The organism is Devosia sp., assembly GCF_028290645.1.
GTDB lineage: Bacteria > Pseudomonadota > Alphaproteobacteria > Rhizobiales > Devosiaceae > Devosia_A.
This window is the reverse complement of the sequence record NZ_JAQGJL010000392.1, coordinates 1-4,272: the sequence shown is the minus strand read 5'-3', so window position 1 is coordinate 4,272 and position 4,272 is coordinate 1. Positions and strand designations below refer to the sequence as shown.

Genomic DNA, 4,272 nt, shown 5'->3' with positions numbered 1-4,272 from the left:
GAGCACGAGCACCTTGTCGTGCGGCACCTTCTCGAGCCCCTCAAGCAGCGACTCGAGTTCCGGCGTCACGCCGCGCTCGGCATCGACGATCAGCGCCACGAAGTCGGCGTCGCCGGCGCCGGTCCAGGCCGCATCGACCATGGCGCGGTCGAGCCGGCGCTTGGGAGCGAAGATGCCCGGGGTGTCGATGAACACCACCTGCCCGTCGCCTTCGGTGACGACACCGCGGATCTGCGACCGGGTGGTCTGCGCCTTGTGCGTGACGATCGACACCTTGGCGCCGACCAGCGAATTGAGCAGTGTCGACTTGCCGGCATTGGGGGCGCCGACCAGCGCGACGAAGCCGCAGCGGGTATTTTCGCCGGCGAGCGGCATGGCGGTCGCTTCGGGGATTTCGTTTTCGTCGGTCATAGCGTGTCGCGCCAGACCTTCTCGCGGAAGAGAAAGGCTTCGGCGGCCTTGTGCTCGGCGAGTTTTTTGGACGGGCCGGTTGCGGTGATGGCGGGGAACTCGCCCAGCCGGACGGCGATGGTGAATTCGGGCGCGTGGTCGGGGCCGGTGCGCTCGATCTCGGCATAGAGCGGCGGCTCGAGGCCCCTGCCCTGCGCCCATTCCTGCAGCGTAGTCTTGGGGTCGGCGCGGACCGTTCCGGCCTGGTCGAGCTGGTCGCCGAACAGCCGTTCGACGACTTCATAGGCCTGGCCCAGTCCGCCATCGCAATAGATGGCGCCGATTACCGCTTCGGCGATATCGCCGAGGATGGCCTCCTTGTTCGCCCCGCCGGTGCGCGCCTCGCTGTCGCCGAGGTTCATCTCGGTGCCAAGGTCGAGCTGGCGGGCGACAGCGGCGCAGGTTTCCTTCCGCACCAGCGTATTCAGCGAGCGGGAGAGCTCGCCCTCGTTGGCCTTGGGCAGGCGCCGATACAGCATGTCGGCGACCACCAGCCCGAGCACCCGGTCACCGAGGAATTCGAGCCGCTGGTAGGAGCGCTCGATCCGTTTGCCGGGCGAAACGGCGCTGGTGTGGGTCAGCGCACGATCGAGCAGGTCCGGGTCGGCAAACCGATATCCCAGACGTGCTTCGAGCTTGTCGTGCGTGCGCCCCTTCGCCATCAGTTCACGGACTGGAACATCCGGTCCCAACGGACGTTGGCCGGCCACTCCCAGAGCTGCCACGGCGGCAGGTTATTGGTGATCGAGAAGAACCGCGCCTCGGCCTTGCCGATGAAGTCGTCGAACGGCACATAGCCGACCTGGCTCAGCACCCGGCTGTCGGCCGAACGGTCGCGGTTGTCGCCCATCATGAAGTAGTGGCCTGCGGGCACGACATATTCCGCCGTGTTATCGAGCGGCTGGTCGTCGGAGATTTCCTGGATGGTGTGCTTGACGCCGTCAGGCAGCGTCTCGGTATAGAGGGTCACCGGGACGGTGGTCATGTAGCTGTCGGTATCCTCGCCGGTCCCGATCCTCTGGCGGTCGAGCATCTTGCCGTTGATGTATAGCCGGCCGGCCTTCATCTGGATGTGGTCGCCGGGCATGCCGATCACGCGCTTGATGTAGTCCTCGTTGGTGATCTCGTTGCGGAAAACCGCGACGTCGCCCTGCTTGGGCTGGCTGCCGAAGATGCGGCCGTTGAACGGCAGGGGCACCGGGAACGAGTACTTGCCGTAGCCCCAGACCCACTTGTTGGCGATGAAGTAGTCGCCGATCATCAGCGTCGGCTGCATGGAAGCGGTGGGGATCGAGAACGGCTGGTAGAGGAACGTGCGGAAGATCAGGGCGATCGCCAACGCCTCGATGATGACGATAATCGTCTCAAGCAGCTCGTTCTTCTTCTTGCCGGCCTTGAGTTCGGCTTTCGACATCGATTGGCTCATTTCTCGCCTCTGCTGAGGGCCAAGTGGTTACGGTAGGGGTGCCGCTTGGTCAACCGGCAGTGCCTCGATAATGACGAACGCCTGGGCCATGCCGCCGTCGTCCGTAATGGTCAGGTGGATATGTGGCCTGTGCCCGGCCGGGACAAGTCGCTCCAGCATCCGGGCTGCGCCATTGGTGAGCTTCATGGTCGGCTTGCCGGAGGGCAGGTTCACGACGCCCATGTCGCGCCAATAAACGCCGAAACTAAGGCCGGTCCCGAGCGCTTTCGAGCAGGCTTCCTTGGCCGCAAAGCGCTTTGCATATGACGCTGCGCGCTGTGCCCGCCGATCGGATTTCTGCCGCTCGATCTCGGTGAAACACCTGTGCGTGAAGCGCTCCCCATACCGCTCCAGCGTCCTTTCGACGCGGCCGATATCGCACAGGTCATTGCCAAGGCCGATGATCATGTCGCCCCCCATTCCTGCCCCTCGCGCCCTTCCTTCTCCCCTTGAGGGAGAAGGTGGCGCGTAGCGCCGGATGAGGGGTCGGCATCGCTCGCGATGCCCGAACCGAGCGAAGCGAGGAGCGACTTCCCCTCACCCGCCCCGCTCCGCGGGGCACCCTCTCCCTCAAGGGGAGAGGGAAGAACGCCGAGGTTGCTCATCAAGCCAGCCCCCGCGATCCCGGCTTCACCGCCGGCAGCTTCGCCAGTTCCGGCGGCAGCGCATCCGCCGGGTAGGCCGGCACCTTGTACTGCACCAGGGAAACCAGCGGCACCCCGACATCGGCCTCGCCGGCCGAGCGGTCGATCAGGCACGCGGCCGCCACGACGTTCGCCCCGGTCTTCCGGATCGCCTCTATGCACTCGCGGATCGAGATCCCGGTCGAGACGATGTCCTCGACCACGATCACCTTCTCCCCCGGCGCCAGCTCGAAGCCGCGGCGCAGCTCGAAGACCCCGTTGACCCGCTCGGTATAGATCGCCGGCACGCCCAGGTGCCGCGCCGTCTCATAGCCCGGAATGATGCCGCCCACCGCCGGCGAGACAATCTGGCTCACCTCGCCATAGCCTGCCGCCCGGATTTTCCCGGCCAGCGCGCGGCAGAGCTTTTCGGCTTTCTCCGGGTGCATGAACACCCGCGCCTTCTGCAAGAAGATCGGCGAGCGCAGGCCCGACGACAGGATGAAATGTCCCTCGAGCAGCGCGCCGCTCTCGCGGAACAGGTCCAGTACTTCGTCGGTGGTCACGCGGGCTCCTCTTGCCGTTCGGGCGCAGTCCATTCCAGCCGGTCCAGGGACCGGGCCTCGGCCACCGTGGCGCGCTGCACGTCCGAGATGCCGGCCGCCAGCTTCAGCGAATTCAGCACATCGGTCAGCTGGGCAAGGTCCCGGACCTCGATCTGGAAGATGAACCGGTGGAAATCTGGCGATTCCATGCGCATCACCAGATTATGGATGTTGGCCTCGCAGGCGGCAATCACCGTCGAAATCTGCGCCAGCGAGCCGGGCTTGTTCTGCGCGTGCATCGAGATCACGCACTGGTGGTCGCGATCCTCGCGGCCGACAATGTCCCAGCGCACGTCAATCCAGGCGACATCGCCGTCGTAGAGGTCGGACAGCGCATCGGAGTGGATCGGATAGATGGTGATCGGCGAATCGGGGGTCATGATCCCCACCAGCCGGTCGCCCGGCACCACGCCCTCCGGCGACAGCTCCACGCCGGTGTTGAAATCGAGCTGCGCCAGCGCCGCCTTGGCCTTGGGGCCGGAACGCGGATTGCCGGGGACGCGGAAGCGGAACAGGTCGGTGGCCTTGAGCGCGAACCAGCCCTCCGCCTTGTCGGGCGTCGGCAGGTCGATCTTCTTGCGCCGCCGCTTGATGCCCTTGACGTCCATTACGTGGCTGTCGAGGTCCTCGCCGCTGATCTTGCCCTCGCCAAGTGCGATCAACAGCTCGCGCTTGCCCGGCTGACCCAGTCCCTCGGCCAGCACCTTGAACTCGGCATCGTCGAGGCTGGCGCCCTCACGCTCGAGCAGGATCGAGACCATGTGCTCGCCCAGCGCATGGGCGCGCGCCTGGGCCTGCTGGCGCACCGCACGGCGGATCGCGGCGCGTGCTTTGCCGGTCGCGGCGATGGTTTCCCAGTTCGAGGGCGGCAGGTGGTTCTGGTCGCGGATGATCTCGACCTCGTCGCCCGACCGGAGCTGGGTGACCAGCGGCACGATCTGGCCGTTGATCTTGGCGCCGACGCAGGTATCCCCGATGTCGGTGTGGAGCGCATAGGCAAAGTCGATCGGCGTCGCGCCCCGCGGCAGCGCGATCAGCCGGCCGCGCGGGGTGAAGCAGAACACCTGGTCCTGGAACAGCTCGAGCTTGGTGTATTCGAGGAAATCCTCGGTCGATGACCCCGCCGTCA

6 protein-coding genes are annotated in these 4,272 nt (G+C 65.9%); all 6 read right to left on the bottom strand.

The window, feature by feature from the left end:
• On the bottom strand, positions 1-411 hold a 411-nt coding region (locus JWQ89_RS20840; protein ID WP_299644285.1), incomplete at its 3' end, for a GTPase.
• Entirely contained in the window at positions 408-1,112 is a 705-nt protein-coding gene (gene rnc / locus JWQ89_RS20835; RefSeq protein WP_299644283.1) for a ribonuclease III, read from the bottom strand. The genes JWQ89_RS20840 and rnc, both read right to left, overlap by 4 nt.
• Positions 1,112-1,864 carry a signal peptidase I gene (gene lepB, locus JWQ89_RS20830; protein ID WP_299644282.1) on the bottom strand — a complete coding sequence of 251 codons (753 nt, stop codon included), beginning with the start codon at positions 1,862-1,864 and terminating at the stop codon, positions 1,112-1,114. The genes rnc and lepB overlap by 1 nt, the downstream gene beginning before the upstream one ends.
• A 39-nt stretch (positions 1,865-1,903) precedes the next feature.
• Entirely contained in the window at positions 1,904-2,323 is a 420-nt protein-coding gene (gene acpS, locus JWQ89_RS20825; protein WP_299644280.1) for a holo-ACP synthase, read from the bottom strand.
• Between the two features lie 196 nt (positions 2,324-2,519).
• On the bottom strand, positions 2,520-3,104 hold the full coding sequence (pyrE, locus tag JWQ89_RS20820) for an orotate phosphoribosyltransferase (protein WP_299644278.1): 585 nt from the start codon (positions 3,102-3,104) through the stop codon (positions 2,520-2,522).
• The coding region (locus JWQ89_RS20815) for a RelA/SpoT AH/RIS domain-containing protein (RefSeq protein ID WP_299644276.1) at positions 3,101-4,272 on the bottom strand (1,172 nt) is incomplete at its 5' end. The genes pyrE and JWQ89_RS20815, both read right to left, overlap by 4 nt.